This is a genomic window from Cupriavidus gilardii, from assembly GCF_013314895.1.
Taxonomy (GTDB): Bacteria; Pseudomonadota; Gammaproteobacteria; order Burkholderiales; family Burkholderiaceae; genus Cupriavidus; species Cupriavidus gilardii_C.
In genome coordinates, this window is record NZ_JABTYE010000020.1 from 1 (window position 1) to 14,811 (window position 14,811).

Sequence of the window (14,811 nt, forward strand, 5' to 3'; positions counted from 1 at the left end):
GTTCAAGGCGCGCTGGCGAACGCGCGGGCCGGCACGCGGGCCGAGCGCCGCGACAGCCGTTCGAACTCGACCACGTCATGGCCGCAGCAGACCGTCACATGGCCGTCGCGCCGTTCCTTGAGCGCGCGCAGATGCCGCTGCGTGGCGAGCCGCGCCTCGCGGTCCTTTTCCATCATCCATTGATAGAAGCGCAGCCCCGGTGTGCACCAGGGCCGCACCGGGTCCAGCTCGCCGTGATGGAAGTAGGCATCGCCCGCTTGCAGCAGCCACTCGCCCTCGGCCTGCACCGCGATACCCGCATGACCGAAGGTGTGGCCCGGCAACGCGATCATCGCCACCTCCGGCGGCAGGCCGTCGAGCGTGCGCGCACGGTCGAAGCCGTACCAGCGCTCGCCGCCGTCGGGCGCATAGGTGCGCCAGCGCTCCTGCGTCGACCACTGCTGCGGGCGAAAGCGCTGGCGGTCCAGCCAGGTGCGCTGCAGCCGCGCATAGTCCCGTTCGGCCGCCAGCAGATGGACGGTGGCCCAGGGGAAATCGTCGAGTCCGCCGGCGTGGTCGAAGTCCAGGTGCGTCAGCACGATATGCCGCACATCGCGCGGATCGAAGCCCAGCGCCTCCACCTGCCGATAAGCGGTCATCTCGTCGCGGAAATCGGGCCGCAACAGGGTCAGGAAGAAGCCGCTCAGGCGCGAGCGCGGGTCCTGCACGTCGCGCCGTCCCATGCCGGTATCGACCAGCATCAGACAGTCCGGCAACTCGACCAGCAGGCAGTGGCAGGCCAGTTCGCCCCGCTCCAGGATCGAGCGGGAACGTCCGTCCATCAGGCGCCCGCCGAGCGGGCAGGTCGAGATGCAATTCAGATGGTGGATCCGCATGAAAGCCCTCCTGCAGGACTCATCCCTCGTGCAAGTCCCATTCCATGCCGTCCGCCGGTCGAAGCGAGCCTGTCTGTGACCGGCCGCACCGACCTGCACTGTACGCCGGCGCACCATCGTTCCGGGCTATTTCACGCGCTTGCCGCCACGCGCTTACCAGGACAGCCGATGCTGATTACGCAAGACGATCCGACCATGGGCCCCTCGTTCTCGCTGGGGAACCGCGTGCAGCGACAGATCTGGAACTGGGTCTGGCTGTTCCTGTTCCGTCCCAGCCCGCGGCCCGCGCACGCCTGGCGTGCGGCGCTGCTGCGGCTGTTCGGCGCCGAGCTGGGGCGCAATGTCCACGTCTACCCCGGCGTCCGGATCTGGGCGCCGTGGAATCTGCGCATCGGCAACAATGCCGGCGTCGCCGATGGAGTCACGCTGTACAACATCGAGCGGATCGACATCGGCGAGTACTGTGTGGTGTCGCAAGGCTCGCATCTGTGCACCGGCTCGCACGACTACAACAGCCCCAACTTCCAGTTGATCGCCTTCCCCATCACGCTGGCGCCGCGCGTGTGGATCTGCGCGGAGAGCTTCCTGTCACCGGGCGTGACAGTGGCCGAAGGCGCGGTGGTGGCGCCGCGCTCGGTGGTCACCAAATCGCTGGGCACGGCCTGGACCGTCTACGGGGGCACACCGGCGCGCCCGATCGGCAAGCGCAAGCCCCTTCCACGCTGACCGATTCCGGTGGCCGCAACGGCAGGCCGCGGTCAGCGCGCCAGCTCCATCACGATCTGCTGGTAGGTTTGCGCGAAGCGGCGGCGACGATGTGCCAGGTCGTCGCGTGCGATGCGCGCCTGCTCGGCTTCGTCGCCGGGCGAGAGAGAGCGGCCCAGGGCCTGTTCCATGGCATCGGCCAGCGCCGGCGCATCGTCGGGTGCGAAATACACGCCGCGCGCCGGCGCCTGTTCGCGATGGACCTCGATATCGGACAGCAGGATCGGCTTGTTCAGCGACTTGGCCTCCTCCACCGTGGTGCTCCACCCTTCGAAGCGCGACGGGTTGATCAGCGCGATCGCGCCGCGCATCAGCCCGGCCAGGTCGTCGTGCGGCACCACGCCCAGGATGCGGAAGTTCCGCTGCAGGCCTGCCTGCTCCGCGCTGCGCAGCAGCTGCTGGCCATAGCCAGGCTGCCGATGATCCGCGGTCTGGCCCGTCGACAGCACCAGCGCCTCGATGCCGCGCCGTCTCAGCAGGCGCAGCGCCTCGATCACGATGCCGTGGTTCTTGTGCTGCCACAGCTGGTTCGGCAAATGGAAGTAGGGGCCGCGAAAGCCGTAGCGGCGCTCGAGTTCGGCCACGGGCGGCACGGGCGCGAGCGGATTCATGTTGGCGACGAACTGCAGCACGCGGGCGCGATCGGCCTGCGCCGGATAGCAGCGCTGCAGGTCGCGGCACGCGGCGTGGCTGCTGACGAGAATCCGCGCGGACCCATGGCACAGCGTCTCGAACAGGCGCTCGCGCAGCGCGATCTCGCTGGCGGAAAACAGCTCGGGCAGATGCAGATGCTGAAAGTCCGGAATCCAGCCGAGCGTGGGCACGTCCGCGCGCGGCCCGAGCGGGTTGTGGTGCGACAACATCGCGATACCCTTGCCGGACAGATAGCGCGCCAGCATCACGTCCGTGCCGCTCGCCGCCTGGCACGCCTTGCGCAGGCACCACCATGGATGGCGGCGATCGAGCAGGCCCGTGCGATGCACCGGCAGCGGCGGCATGCCTTCGAGCAGCTCCGGCGGCGTGCGCTGGCCGGTCAGGATCACCGGATCGATGGTGCGCTCGGGCAGCGTGTGCAATGCCCACAGCAGATTGCGAAAGTAGCTGATGCCGCCAAGCCAGCCACGATCCTGGAAGGCGAAGACAAAGCCGACCTTAATCACGGCACACCGCCTCGAACCACCGCGCATAGCGCCGCACGCCGGTTTCCAGTGGGATTTGCGGCGCCCAGCCCGTGCCCAGCGTATGGCCGATATCGGCGCACTGGTCGCACGGATCGCCGTTGCGGGGCGCCAGCGAGAAGCGTGGATGACGACACGGCGCCAGTTCGCGATACAGCAGCGTCAGCACCTGCCTGACCGTGGTGGCCGTGCCGCTCGCGCCGTTATAGACAGGACACGCGGGCGACGCCTGCGCGGCCACCGCGGCCACCAGGCGCGCCGCGTCGTCGGCATGCAGCCAGTCGCGGGATTCCTCGCCTGTCCCGAAATAGAGATCGTCGTGCCGGCAGATCTTGCGGCATGCATCCCACAGCAATTGCTTGCGCTGCCCCTCGCCATAGACCGAAAAGAAGCGCACCACCGCCACCGATACGCCGAAGTGCGCGCCATACGAGGCGCACAACTGCTCGGCCATCAGCTTGTGCGTGCCATAGGGCGATGCCGGCCGCAGTCGCGCCGTGCCCCCTTCCTTCGCGGGGCAATGCGCCGCATTGCCATAGACAGCGGCGCTGGACGGATAAACCACTGCCGTATGCGGCGAATGGCGCCGAACGTATTCGAGCACGGCGGCCGTGCTGACGACGGTGCGGGCATGGTCGGCGAACGGGTCGCTCAACGACGCCGACACCGAGCCGCTGCCCGCGCAGTGCACCAGCAGGTCGGGCGCAAGTTCGAGCCGCACCAGCGTCCCGAGATCGACATCGCCGCGGTGCCAGACCGCCCGGCCCTCGCAACCGCTACCCGGACAGCCGTGACCGAGGCCGACCACGCGCCAGCCCGCGGCGAGATAGTGCTCGACGACGAAGCCGCCGAAGAACCCTCTCGCTCCGGTCACCAGCACGGTCTTTTCCGTCATCTTGCGATCGCCCGCAACGCGTTATCCAGCCAAAAGGTCTCTTTGTGTAGACAAGGTAGCGTTCCGCCCCGCGAGGAACTGTTGCCTTGACCACATAAGGCCATGGATTCTTCCGGTTTATCGTGTTGCCGATGCGGGACGGCGCCGGCAGGCGCCGCGCTAGACGCAATGGCTGCGCAGCAACTGCTTGACGTGCTCGCCGGCGCTGCGCCAGTTCAGGCGTTCGGCGTATTCGCGGTATGCGCCGCGCGCCAGCGCGCCATAGTGCGGCGCGGACTGGAACACGCGCTCGATGTAGTCGCACCACTCGGTGGGATCGGCTTCGAGCTCGAACGTCATGCCGTTGCGCCGATCGCGCACCGCGGTCGGAATGCCGCCGACGCGCGTGGCCAGCGACGGCAGCCCGAAGGAGCTGGCCTCGGCCAGAACCACGCCGTAGCACTCGGCGGTCGAGGGCAGCAGCAGGAAATGCGCCTCGCTCATCAGGCGTTCGAAACGGCGCCGGCCTTCTTCGGTCGTCTTCGGCACGAAGCCGTGCAGCTTGACGAAGCTTGGCGGCTCGTACGGCGGGCGGCAGCCGACCACATGCAGCTCGGTCGGAAGACCGCGGCGGTTCAGGCATTGCGCCACCGCCAGCGCGGTCTCGCCGCCCTTGCGCATCCAGTCCACGCCGACCATCAGCAGCCGGCAAACGCGGTAGTCCTTGCCGAGCACGAGGCGCTCGATATCCTGCGAGGTGCGCCGGCAATCGAGATTGGCGCCGAATGGCACCACCTTGACCTTGGCCGGGTCGACGTCGTAGTGGCGCAGCGCCGTCGCGGCGGCCCATTCGGAGCTATAGATCGCCAGCCGGCAGCGCGACAGCGCCTGCTGCTCGAGCCGATGGCCGTCGCGCAGCGTTTCCGCGCAGAAGTTGCTGAAGCCGGGATAAAAGCCGACCATGCCGTCGAAGGTCGCGTCGGTCCAGATCGCGATCGGCCGGTCGGTGTCCAGGCAGGACACCGCCAGCGTGCCGGGGCTGAGCACCGCGTCGCAATGCGCGTCTTCCAGGCGGCGCTGCACGCGCTGGGCGTAGCGGCGCGCCACCGTCGGCGAGCGGTCGCGCTGGTAGTCGCGCCGCAGCAGCCGCCGATAGGCCAGCGCCTTGGCGCGCTGCAGGCAGGCCAGCACCGGCCCCTCGTCCACCTTGTCGATCACCTCGGTCTCGATCGCGCTGCTGCGCAGCGCGCGCGGGATATAGCTTGCCGATCCCGACCAGGCATGAGGGTCGGAAGCATCGTAGGTCGTCACGTACGCCACTCGCATGGTTCTCTCCAACGGTGGCGGCACTGGCCGGCGGCAAGGGCCGGCTAGAAAGGGTCGACAGCAAGGGCCGACTACAGGGGCAACTGCATCGCTCTTCGTCGCTGCTCCTGTACCTTCAGCACCACCATGTATTCGTAGATCGATACCAGTACGCAGTAATGAAAGCCGGCCTTCCCGTCGATGAAGCCGAACTTGAGCAGGTACAGGTACAGAAAGCGCGCCACCGGCCGCATCGGCAGGCGGAACGACAGCTCTTTCAGCGCCCGCCGGCGCGCCGGCGGATCGGACGACAACAGCGAGGAAAGGCGGAACTTGTCCTCGTCCAGGCTGCGGATCGTCTCCAGCGCCTCACCCATCGAATATTTGTTGTGCTTGTCGAACCAGGCGTCGAAGCCCTTGTTGAAGCTGTAGTGCAGGAAATGATGACGCAGGAAGCCGACCGACCCGTCGACCACCGGCGCAGGATTGACCAGCCGCTCCCAGCGGACCTTGTCCGGCTGGAAGAAGCGCAGTACCCAGATCGGATAGCCGCCGGCGAAGCGGATCCATTTGCCGAGAAAGTAGTTCTTGTAGCGGACGCGGTAGGCGACATGCTGCGTGCCGCCTTCGCCTTGGCCGGCGCGGGCCGTGCCTTGCGCGCCGCTGCACGCGTCGCCGGCCGTCCTGTCCGCGATGTCGCGCAGCTCCGCGGCCAGCTCCGGGCTGACCACTTCATCCGCGTCGGAGTAGTAGACCCATTTGTGCTTGAAGTCGATGTTCTCGTTGGCCCAGTTCTGATGGGCCGACCAGTTGTCGAACTTGCGCTGGTAGACGCGCGCGCCGTGTCGCCGCGCGATCTCCAGCGTCTGATCGGTGCTGAACGAGTCCAGCACGACGACATCGTCGGACCACGACACCGACTCCAGGCAACGCGCGAGGTTCTTCTCCTCGTTCAGCGTCAGGATCAGCACCGACACCTTCGCGGTCCTGGTCGGCACGGCCTGCGCGCCGTCGGCAGCGCCCTGCGGCGTGTCCGGGCGCGCCACCGTTTGCGCCGGCAGGGTACGGGCCAGCGGAGCGGTCATTGGCCGTACCTCCGCAGCGCGATGCCGGCGCGCTGCAGCGCCGTGCGCAACTCGCCGGCGCTGACCAGCGGATCGGTTTCGCAGCGCCGCCACGGCTCGGCATAGCCGGGATGGACCGAGATCTCGGTGATGCCCTCGCGCAGCAGCTCCGGCAGACGCGCGGCCCAGTCGGCGTCTTCGTGATTGATCGCCCCGTAGTAGTGGGTATGACGCAGTCCGTTGAAGTAGCGCTGGCAATAGTTGTTCATCACCGCCTGGCGCGGATTGGCGGTGAAGTAGAGGTTCTGCGGCCGCCGTACCCATTCGAGTCTGGCGCGTTCGAGCTCCTTGCGCAGCGCGCTGATCACGATCGGAAACTTGTGCAGATGGCCGTGACTGTCGACATGGGTTACCTCGACGCCGTTGTCGCGCAGCTCTTCCAGCTGGACGCGGAACTCGCGCGCGATATCGTCCTCGGACAGCATCCAGGTCAGCGCGCGCACGCGCTGCCGATGGCTGGCGCGAAAGCGCCCATCGGGCGTGCACAGCGACGAGGGCCGCCCGGCATGCGGCAGATGGCCATCGACGATATTGAAATGCAGGCCGAAGGAGAAGCGGCCGCGGTTGCGGCGCGCGTAGTCGTACGCCTGCTGCGACGCCGGCCTGCCGGTCATGATGGTGGCGCTGGTCAGCAGCCCCGCCTCGAAGCAGGCGATGGTGGCGTCGCAGGTATCGGCATCCCAGCCGAAATCGTCGGCATTGAGGATCAGTTCTCGCATCTGAGGTCTCCCGGTCAACCGCTAAGGGGCCGCATGCGAAAGCGCCGTCCCGGGATCGCGGTCGGCCGGCGGCGCGCCATCGGCGCGGCCCTGAATGATGTCCAGCAGGCGTTGTCCGACCTGCCTGCTTTGGAAGCGCTTCGCGAACGAGGCGGGCGCGGCGGCGCGCATGCGCGCGCGCGTGGCCGCATCGGCGGTCAGCCATTCGCGCAGCGCCTGTTCGGTGCCGTCGACCGTGTCGCTACGCACGATGCCGGCGCCGTCGGCCTCGATCTCGCGCCAGATATTGACCTTGTCGGAGATCAGCACCGGCACGCCGCAACCGAGCGCCTCGACCACGGCCACGCCGAAGTTCTCCTGGTGCGACGGCAGGCAGAACACTTCGGCGGCATGGAAGGCGCCCCACTTCTGCGGGCCGGACAGCATGCCGGTCCACACCACGCGCGGGGCGACGCCGACTCGCTCGGCCAGCATCTCGAGCTCCTCGCGCAGCATCGGCGTGCCGGGCCCCGCAATGACCAGCTGCAGCGCCGGATCGACGTTCGCCACGCGGGCGAAGGCTTCGATCAGCAGATCGCAGCCCTTCTTCTCGTGGATGCGTCCGAAGAACAGCACGATGCGCTTGCCCTCGGTCTGCGGAAAGGCGGCGTGGAAGGCGGCGCGCAGCGTGCCGTCGTCGGCGGGCGGCTGCGCGGTGCCATAGGAGGCGATGCGTTCGGTGCAGCGGTACCAGGGAAACGACAGGCGCGCGCGCCGGCGCTCTTCGTCGCAGGTGAACAGCACCCCGGTGGCATGGCGCAGCGCGCGGCGCTCGAACAGCAGCCAGTACACCAGCTTCTTCAGATGCTTGAGCGGATAGCGGGCCTTGAACCACGGGTCCAGCATGCCGTGGGTGAACACGTAATAGGGAACCTTGCCGCGCAGGACCAGCAGTGCGGCCAGGCTGTGGAACTGCCACAGGCCCTCGATGATGACCGCGTCGTAGCGCGCCCCATTCTCCCGCAGCCACGGCAGCAGGCGCGGGTTATAGGTGTAGATGCCGCGGGACGGCCCCAGGGCGATCACGTTGAGCTCGCTCTCGCGCACCCATGGCGCGTCCGGATCGTCGCCGCAGACCACATCGACGCGCACGCCGCGTTCGACCAGCGGCACGCGCAACTGGCGCAGGCCTTCGATCGGGCCGCCGCCGGCCGGATTGATTGTCGCAATGATGTGAAGAAGCTTCATGGCCCTGACCGTATCGGCATGCAGCAAGATGGGATGGCGCACCGCGACGAAACATCCGCGCGCCAAGACGCGCCGTGCTGGCGGGCGGCGCTCCGTGCCACAAAGCGTAGGCAGCGCGATGGGCAGGCTCTGTTCGTTGGCGCACCCAGCACGCCCGACGCGGCCAGGCCCGCGCCGCGCCCCCTCCCGATGGGCCGCGCCAAGGCGTCCAGGCGGGTTGGAGGCGGGGTGGAGGAAGGGTGGAAGTGGAGGGAGGAAACGGGACGATGTGCCCTGCCTTGCGGCCATCATCCTGATGGCGGAGACCCGCTCATCCTTTTGGCGGGCCTGCCGTCCGAGGAGCCCCATCGGTGTGCGCGGCGCGGTCCACGACGGTGACGTCGGCCGCTGTTTCAGCGCTGTATCGACAGCCGGCCGGGGCTTGCACTACTGCGATGGGAACGGCATTGGCGGCGACCGCCGTTTCAACGTTGAAACATTATCGGACGGGCATTGTTTCATTATTGAAACTCGAATCGCCCCATTTATTCTCACCCATTTGGGGAGGCTGGAAACGCTTATGGATCAAGGGTTACCGGATTATGAAAAGCGGTGGTAATCCCATCCTTCCGGCTCCACGGAGGTGACTTGATTTCGACTGACTCAACCCATAAGATGCCCTAAACGGATTAAAGATAAATGTTTTGGGGTGGGGAACAGGGTCGGCTATCGGGCCGGCGCACCACTGTGGCCTGGTGATGCCGAGACCGACAGACGGGGGGAAGGCCTGAGCCGCTTCGCCGGGAAGTCGCCTGCGACGAGGCAATTGCATTCACCAGTGTGTTACCTGTTTTCCTCCCACAGATACGGGGGAAAAAGAACATGAATGCACTGTTGATTGAAAGCCATCCCTTGCTCCGCCTGGGCCTGCACCAGATGCTGGAGCGCATCGAGGGAATCGATCAGGTCATCGCGATCGATCCCGCCGATGTCTCTCTCCTTGACGGCACCGACGGCGATACCGACCTGATGGTGTTCGGCATGCCGCAGGATGTCGACGCAGGTTGGCAGCTGCTGACCCAGGTCCGGCGCGTGCTCAACGCGCAGCGCGTATTGCTGCTGTCCGATATGGTGCCGCTGCAGGTGCCCGCTGCCGCCATGGCGCAGGGCGTCTGCGGCTGCCTGCCGAAGTCCGCCTCGCTCGCCGTGCTGGAAGCGGCCATCCGGCTGGCGATGGTGGGCGGCTATTTCGTGCGCGGCAACGGCGCCGCCGGCACGCTGTCGTCGTCGCTGCCCGGCGCCGGCTATGGCGGACCAGTGGTTGCACCGGCCTCGCTGGGCGCACGCCCGGCAATGGCGGGCAGCGCCACCGTGTCGCCGCATCCGGCGATGCCGGCGTCCTCGCGCAGCGGCATCGTGCCGCCGCACGCGGCCGCGGCCGCCCCGCGTCCCGCGCCGATCGACACCAGCAGTGCGGAATCGACCTACTACGACGAAGCCGAAATGCTGCAGATCACGCCGCGGCAGTACGAGGTGCTGGTGCTGCTTGCGCGCGGCCATCCGATCAAGACGGTCAGCCGCATGCTCAATATCTCGGTGGCCACGGTCAAGAGCCACGCCTGCACGCTGTACCAGCGCCTGAAGGTGCGCAACAAGGGCGAGGCGGTCTACACCGCGCTGCAACGCGGCGCGAAGCTCGAATGGGTTCATGGCGACGGCGCGGCGCCGGTGGCGTCGGTCACGCGCATGCCGCGTCCGGCGAACGAACGCGCAGAGATTACGGAACTGCCGTTGCAGGCGGGAGGCGGTATGCGCTGACGCTGCGGGGGTTGCCAACGAAGGCGGGCCGGAGATTCCGGCCCGTTTTCATTTGGGTACTGCGCGCGCCCGCGCGAGCTTGACCGCTGGCTGCCCACGTTCGCCAGCCCCTTCGCCCGGTCCCCAAACCCCGTCCGCATCAAATGTGTGACAACGCACCGATACCCAGTGCCTGCGCGGACACGATGGCAGCATCCGGGGGACATGGCCGTGCGCGTGTCCATGTGCAAGTCGCAGTGGGGGGAGGTTGCCATGAAAGCAATGGAACAGCATCAGCAACGCGGTCCACGCAGTGTGCGCCGCGGTCCAGGAGTGGCGGGGCTGCTCGCCGCCGGCGCGATGGGAGCGGCGGCGCTGCTGGCCGGCTGCGCCAGTTCGCCGGGCATGTATTTCGACAAGCAGGCGCCGGTCTCCGCCATCGGCCCCGATGCGGTGCCCAAGATCACGCCGATCACGATGGACCTGGTACGCGAGCTGCGCAACAACTCGCGTCGCGACAACGAGAACGTCGAGGAACTGTTCGCCTCGCCGCAGCCGTATCGCGTCGGCCCGGGCGACATCATCTCGGTGGTGGTATGGGACCATCCCGAGCTCGTGTTCCCGACCCAGACCTACAGCATCGGCCAGGCCTACGAACTGCCGAGCACCGGCGGCAGCCCCAACGTGCCGGGCTACGTGGTCAGCCCGCACGGCGACATCCAGTTCCCGTATGCGGGCGTGATGAAGGTCGCGGGCAAGACCGCCAACGAAGTGCGCGACCAGATCGCGAAGGCGCTGTCGCGCGTGGTGCGCGATCCGCAGATGACGGTGCGCGTGCTGGCGTTCCGCAGCCAGCGCGTCTATGTCGACGGCGAGGTCAAGACGCCCGGCATGCTGCCGATCGACGACGCGCCGATGACGCTGGTCGAGGCACTGAACCGCGCCGGCGGCGTGCTGACGCAGACCGGCGACAGCAGCCGCATCCGCGTCACGCGCGGCGAGCGCAGCTGGTACATCAACATGCCGGCGCTGCTGGCCAAGGGCGTCGACCCGTCGCGGATCCTGCTGCGCAACGGCGACATCGTCCGCGTCGAACAGCGCGAGGACAGCAAGGTGTTCGTCACCGGCGAAGTGCTGCGTCCCACCGCGCTGCTGATGCGCAACGGGCGGATGACGCTGAACGAGGCACTCGGCGATGCCGGCGGCGTGAACCCGAGTTCGGCCAGCGCCGACCAGATCTACGTGATTCGCAAGACGACGGCCGGCGAAGAGCCGAAGGTGTTCCACCTCGACGGCAGCTCGCCGGTGGCTCTCGCCATCGCGGAAGGATTCGAGCTCGAGCCCAAGGACGTCGTCTACGTCGATGCACGCGAACTGGTGCGCTGGAGCCGCGTCATCAACCTGCTGATTCCGTCGACCCAGCCGGTGATCGGCACGGCCGGCGTGGTCCGATAGGCGGGCGCGATGATCCGAACCATATTGGTGGTCTGTATCGGCAACACCTGTCGCAGTCCGATGGCCGAAGCGCTGCTGCGGCAGGCGCTGCCGGCGTGCGAGGTGGCCTCCGCGGGACTGGCGCCGCCGGTCGGCGCGGCGGCACACCCGTGCGCGATCGCGCTGATGGCTGGCGAAGGGCATGAACTGCGCGGGCACCGAGCCCGCCTCGTCGATGCGCAACTGGTGGACTGGGCCGATCTGGTGCTGGTGATGGACCTCGAGCAGCGCGACGAGGTCGAGCGCCGGTTTCCGGACGCACGCGGCCGCGTCTATCGCATCGGCGAGTTCATCCCGGCCGACGTGCCGGATCCCATCGGCTGCTCACACCGCATGTTCGCCATCGCACTCGGCTTGATCAAGACGGGCATCGAATCCTGGTCGGTACGCATACGAGCCATTGCGCCGGCCGAATGTCACGGGGAGGCATCATGAATAGCAACAACATCCGGAGCACCCACTCCGAGCGCGCGGACGAGCGCGATGGCATGGTCGATCTGACGTCCTGGTTCGACGTGCTGGCGCGATACCGGTGGACCTTCCTCACGGTGGCGGGGCTGGTCATCGCGCTCGGCGCCATCTATGCGCTGATCGCGCGGCCGGTCTATCGCGCCGACATCATGGTGCAGGTGGAGGAGAGCACCAACACCACCGCCGCCACCAACCGCGTGGCCGCACAGATCTCGCCGGTGATCGAGGTCAAGTCGGCGGCCTCCGCCGAGATCGAGCTGCTGCAGTCGCGCATGGTCGTCGGGCGCGCGGTCGACAACCTGATGCTGAACGTCGAGGCGTCGCCGCGCTACTTCCCGATCGTCGGCCGCGCGATCGCGCAGAACAACAGCGAGCTGTCGCGGCCGGGCCTGTTCGGCTGGGGCGGCTTCGCCTGGGGCAGCGAATCGATCCGCGTCAGCGAGTTGACGGTGCCGACCGAGATGGACGAGCGCAAGATCACGGTGACCGCGCTGGGCAACGGCGAATACCGCGTCAGCTTCGCCAGCGATCCGGCCCGCGCCAACGGCAAGGTCGGCGAGCCGCTGACGGTGCAGACCGCCTACGGCCCGGTCAACCTGACGATCAGCAAGCTCGACGGCCGTCCTGGCGCGCAGTTCGATCTGCGCCATCTGCCGCGCCTGGCCGCGATCGCGCGCCTGCAGCAGCAGCTGCACATCATGGAGCGCGGCAAGCAGAGCGGCGTGATCGGCGTCACGCTCGAAGGCGATTCGCCGCAGCTGACCGCGGCGATCCTCAACGAGATCGGCATGGAGTACGTCGAGCAGAACGTGCGCCGCAAGGCCGCGGAAGCGGAGAAGTCGCTGGAGTTCCTGCAGGGCCAGATGCCGCAGCTGCGGCAGCAGGTCGAGGCCGCCGAATCGCGCTATAACGCGATGCGCAACCAGCGCGGCACGGTCGATCTGAGCGAGGAATCGAAGCTGATCCTGGCGCAGTCGGTGCAGATCCAGACCCGCCTGCAGGAGCTCAAGCAGAAGCGGCAGGAGCTGGCGATGCGCTTCGTCGGCGATCACCCCAGCATCACGGCGATCGACAGCCAGATCGACAGCCTGACCGCGCAGCTGAACGGCGTCACCGGCCGCATCCAGCGGCTGCCCGATGTCGAGCAGAACGTGCTGCGGCTGATGCGCGACGTCAAGGTCAACACCGAGCTCTATCAGGCCCTGCTCAACGACGTGCAGCAGCTCAAGCTGATGAAGGCGAGCAAGGTCGGCACCGCGCGCCTGGTCGATCCGGCCAGCGTGCCGCTCAAGCCGGTGCGGCCGAACCGCCCGCTGATCGTCGCGGTGGCGGTGGGCCTGGGCGTGCTGGCCGGCCTGCTGATGGTGGTGGTGCGCCGCTCGCTCGACGGTGGGCTGACCGATGCCGACGAGATCGAGCACCAGACCGGCCTGACGGTCTACGCCACGATCCCGCTGAGCCAGCAGCAGACGCGCAAGTTCGGCGGCGCCAAGCCCCTGCCCGGCCTGCTCGCGCTGCAGGAACCCGAGGATCCCGCGATGGAGAGCCTGCGCAGCTTCCGCACCGCACTGCAGTTCGCGCTGGTCGGCAGCCGCAACCGGATCGTGGTGATCACCGGTCCGGCCCCGGGCGTCGGCAAGTCGTTCATCGCCGCCAACTTCGCCGCGATCCTCGGTGCCGGCGGCAAGCGTGTCGCGCTGGTCGACGCCGACCTGCGCCGCGGCGGGCTGAACCACCGCTTCGGCTCGCGCCGCTCGCCGGGGCTGAGCGACGTGCTGCTCGGCACGCCGCTGGACAAGGTGGTGCAGCGCCAGGTTGCACCGGGGCTGGACTTCATCCCGACCGGCGCGCAGGCGCCGCAGCCGGCCGACATGCTGAACAGCCCGGGCATGGAGGCGCTGATCGATGAACTGAAGTCGCGCTACGACGTGGTGCTGATCGATTCGCCGCCGGTGCTGGCGGCGGCCGATGCCGGCATCCTGGCCAGCCGGGCCGGTGCGGTGTTCCTGGTGGCGCGCGCGGATGTCACCACCGCCAGCGAGCTGCAGGCGACCGACAAGGCCATCCGCCATGCGGGCGGGGACGTCAAGGGCGTGCTGTTCAACGGTCTGCACGTCGAGGGCCGCTGGTACCGCTCGCACTACCACTTCGGCAAGTATCGCTATATGAACCAGTACAGCGCGATCAAGGCCAGGCGGGCCTGATCCGCACGGTCCTTCACCCTACCATCGTATGGACGCCGATCCCCGCCCTGAGCGGGGATCGGCGTTTTGTAGGACGGCTCGCGCGCGCCGCGTAAGAACGCGCTGTCGGTCTTTCGGCCATTTGTAAGGAGTTGTTGAAAGGCGGAAACGGCAACGACCGCTTGCCATCAAAAATCGAGCGAGTGGCACCATCGTTCGATCGTGCCGCCACCGAGTCCCCGCGGTCGCGACGGCCGCGGGCTTCGTTCGATAACAACTCACGAGGTCCGATATGTCCCGAAACCTGACTGTGCGCACCCGAACCGCGCTGGCGGCGCTGGCCGCGGGTCTGATCAGCGCGACCGCCTTTGCCCAGGCGCCGATGTCGCCCGCCACCGGCACCGGTGCCGACACCAGTGTCGGCGCGGGGGCCGCCGCTGGCGCTGGCGGTACCGGTGTTGGTGTCGGTGCTGGCGCCGGCGCTGGTGCTGGTGCTGGTGCCGGCACGATGGCGCCCGCCGGCGCCGCCTCGACCATGCCGACGACCGGCCCCGCTCCCGGCAGCGTTCCGGCCGGCATGGTCGCCACGCCTTACGGCCCGGGCGTCTACCAGCTCCAGCCGAAGCTCGATCCGCTGGTCGAACGGCGCATGGCACGCGCCGAGGCACGCGGTGAGTACCGCGAGCGCAAGTCCGAAGCGCGGCAGGAATACCGGCAGGAAGTGAAGGCCGCCAAGCAGGAGCGCAAGGCGGAGATGCGCGAGGCCAATGAGGAAGCCAAGCGCGAACTGACCAGCCCGGCGCGCTGATGCGTCGAGGGC

The 14,811-nt window shown here is 67.9% G+C and carries 13 protein-coding genes; 6 read left to right on the forward strand and 7 right to left on the reverse strand.

Features of this window, described 5'->3' with window-relative positions:
- Window positions 1-2: 2 nt before the first annotated feature.
- Entirely contained in the window at window positions 3-875 is an 873-nt protein-coding gene (locus tag HTY53_RS18585; RefSeq protein ID WP_174107989.1) for an MBL fold metallo-hydrolase, read from the reverse strand.
- Between the two features lie 168 nt (window positions 876-1,043).
- On the opposite strand from HTY53_RS18585, the gene HTY53_RS18590 reads away from it, so the two are divergent.
- Entirely contained in the window at window positions 1,044-1,601 is a 558-nt protein-coding gene (locus HTY53_RS18590; protein ID WP_174107990.1) for a putative colanic acid biosynthesis acetyltransferase, read from the forward strand.
- 32 nt (window positions 1,602-1,633) lie between these two features.
- On the opposite strand, the gene HTY53_RS25090 is transcribed toward HTY53_RS18590, so the two are convergent.
- The 6 genes from HTY53_RS25090 to HTY53_RS18620 form a co-directional block, all read right to left on the reverse strand.
- Window positions 1,634-2,800: a glycosyltransferase family 4 protein gene (locus HTY53_RS25090; RefSeq protein WP_174107991.1), complete on the reverse strand. Its 1,167-nt coding sequence runs from the start codon at window positions 2,798-2,800 to the stop codon at window positions 1,634-1,636.
- Complete coding sequence (locus HTY53_RS18600; protein ID WP_174107992.1) at window positions 2,793-3,713, reverse strand: NAD-dependent epimerase/dehydratase family protein; 921 nt, start codon at window positions 3,711-3,713, stop codon at window positions 2,793-2,795. Before HTY53_RS18600 ends, HTY53_RS25090 begins: the two co-directional genes overlap by 8 nt.
- Before the next feature lie 159 nt (window positions 3,714-3,872).
- On the reverse strand, window positions 3,873-5,018 hold the full coding sequence (locus tag HTY53_RS18605; RefSeq protein ID WP_217435672.1) for a glycosyltransferase family 4 protein: 1,146 nt from the start codon (window positions 5,016-5,018) through the stop codon (window positions 3,873-3,875).
- Between the two features lie 71 nt (window positions 5,019-5,089).
- Window positions 5,090-6,082: a glycosyltransferase family 2 protein gene (locus HTY53_RS18610; RefSeq protein ID WP_174107993.1), complete on the reverse strand. Its 993-nt coding sequence runs from the start codon at window positions 6,080-6,082 to the stop codon at window positions 5,090-5,092.
- A complete protein-coding gene (locus tag HTY53_RS18615; protein WP_174107994.1) occupies window positions 6,079-6,840 on the reverse strand; it encodes a ChbG/HpnK family deacetylase in 762 nt (253 codons plus the stop codon). Before HTY53_RS18615 ends, HTY53_RS18610 begins: the two co-directional genes overlap by 4 nt.
- Window positions 6,841-6,861: 21 nt before the next feature.
- Window positions 6,862-8,067, reverse strand: a complete 1,206-nt coding sequence (locus HTY53_RS18620; protein ID WP_174107995.1) for a glycosyltransferase — start codon at window positions 8,065-8,067, stop codon at window positions 6,862-6,864.
- Between the two features lie 861 nt (window positions 8,068-8,928).
- Here HTY53_RS18620 and HTY53_RS18625 point away from each other — a divergent pair.
- From HTY53_RS18625 to HTY53_RS18645, 5 genes are all read left to right on the forward strand, one after another.
- The gene (locus HTY53_RS18625; protein ID WP_174107996.1) at window positions 8,929-9,864 is read left to right on the forward strand and encodes a response regulator transcription factor; all 936 of its coding nucleotides are present in this window, start codon (window positions 8,929-8,931) and stop codon (window positions 9,862-9,864) included.
- Between the two features lie 339 nt (window positions 9,865-10,203).
- Complete coding sequence (locus HTY53_RS18630) at window positions 10,204-11,298, forward strand: polysaccharide biosynthesis/export family protein (RefSeq protein WP_174108053.1); 1,095 nt, start codon at window positions 10,204-10,206, stop codon at window positions 11,296-11,298.
- Window positions 11,299-11,307: 9 nt separating this feature from the next.
- Complete coding sequence (locus tag HTY53_RS18635) at window positions 11,308-11,772, forward strand: low molecular weight protein-tyrosine-phosphatase (protein WP_174107997.1); 465 nt, start codon at window positions 11,308-11,310, stop codon at window positions 11,770-11,772.
- Window positions 11,769-14,012, forward strand: coding sequence for a polysaccharide biosynthesis tyrosine autokinase (locus HTY53_RS18640; RefSeq protein WP_174107998.1), 2,244 nt, complete (start codon window positions 11,769-11,771; stop codon window positions 14,010-14,012). The genes HTY53_RS18635 and HTY53_RS18640 overlap by 4 nt, the downstream gene beginning before the upstream one ends.
- A gap of 271 nt (window positions 14,013-14,283) precedes the next feature.
- Window positions 14,284-14,799 carry a hypothetical protein gene (locus HTY53_RS18645; RefSeq protein ID WP_174107999.1) on the forward strand — a complete coding sequence of 172 codons (516 nt, stop codon included), beginning with the start codon at window positions 14,284-14,286 and terminating at the stop codon, window positions 14,797-14,799.
- The last annotated feature ends 12 nt before the right edge of the window (window positions 14,800-14,811 follow it).

Bases quoted from the DNA above. Each gene is read 5' to 3' on its own strand.
- HTY53_RS18585 (WP_174107989.1), bottom strand. From the start codon at position 875: ATGCGGATCCACCATCTGAATTGCATCTCGACCTGCCCGCTCGGCGGG.
- HTY53_RS18590 (WP_174107990.1), top strand. From the start codon at position 1,044: ATGCTGATTACGCAAGACGATCCGACCATGGGCCCCTCGTTCTCGCTG.
- HTY53_RS18600 (WP_174107992.1), bottom strand. From the start codon at position 3,713: ATGACGGAAAAGACCGTGCTGGTGACCGGAGCGAGAGGGTTCTTCGGC.
- HTY53_RS18605 (WP_217435672.1), bottom strand. From the start codon at position 5,018: ATGCGAGTGGCGTACGTGACGACCTACGATGCTTCCGACCCTCATGCC.
- HTY53_RS18610 (WP_174107993.1), bottom strand. From the start codon at position 6,082: ATGACCGCTCCGCTGGCCCGTACCCTGCCGGCGCAAACGGTGGCGCGC.
- HTY53_RS18615 (WP_174107994.1), bottom strand. From the start codon at position 6,840: ATGCGAGAACTGATCCTCAATGCCGACGATTTCGGCTGGGATGCCGAT.
- HTY53_RS18620 (WP_174107995.1), bottom strand. From the start codon at position 8,067: ATGAAGCTTCTTCACATCATTGCGACAATCAATCCGGCCGGCGGCGGC.
- HTY53_RS18625 (WP_174107996.1), top strand. From the start codon at position 8,929: ATGAATGCACTGTTGATTGAAAGCCATCCCTTGCTCCGCCTGGGCCTG.
- HTY53_RS18630 (WP_174108053.1), top strand. From the start codon at position 10,204: ATGGGAGCGGCGGCGCTGCTGGCCGGCTGCGCCAGTTCGCCGGGCATG.
- HTY53_RS18635 (WP_174107997.1), top strand. From the start codon at position 11,308: ATGATCCGAACCATATTGGTGGTCTGTATCGGCAACACCTGTCGCAGT.
- HTY53_RS18640 (WP_174107998.1), top strand. From the start codon at position 11,769: ATGAATAGCAACAACATCCGGAGCACCCACTCCGAGCGCGCGGACGAG.
- HTY53_RS18645 (WP_174107999.1), top strand. From the start codon at position 14,284: ATGTCCCGAAACCTGACTGTGCGCACCCGAACCGCGCTGGCGGCGCTG.